At 64.4% G+C, this 233-nt stretch carries 1 protein-coding gene; it reads left to right on the top strand.

What is annotated here, in order from left to right; genetic code table 11:
- Positions 1-28: 28 nt before the first annotated feature.
- On the top strand, positions 29-233 hold a 205-nt coding region (locus tag SB764_RS44915; RefSeq protein ID WP_410867426.1), incomplete at its 3' end, for a hypothetical protein.

The following is a 233-nucleotide window of genomic DNA, read 5'->3' as shown; positions in this document are numbered from 1 at the left end:
CGAAGAGGACGAGAGCCAGGAAGTGGCGATGCTGCGGCCGAACGATCCGATGATGAGCACGCCGGCGATGCCCGCTGATCCCAGCGTCATGCCGGCCTCGGAGCTTTCCTGCCGCAGCGAACTGAAGCGCATGGGCGTCGTCTTCACCGACAAGCCGGGGATCTCCAATGGTCCCGCCTGCCAGGTGCCTTACCCAATCTCCTTGCAGGGGCTTTCCGGCAATATCGGCGTCC

This window comes from Paraburkholderia sp. SIMBA_027 (genome assembly GCF_046535315.1).
GTDB lineage: Bacteria > Pseudomonadota > Gammaproteobacteria > Burkholderiales > Burkholderiaceae > Paraburkholderia > Paraburkholderia tropica.
Note: the sequence above shows the minus strand (reverse complement) of the source record. Positions and strands in the feature narration are given on the sequence as shown.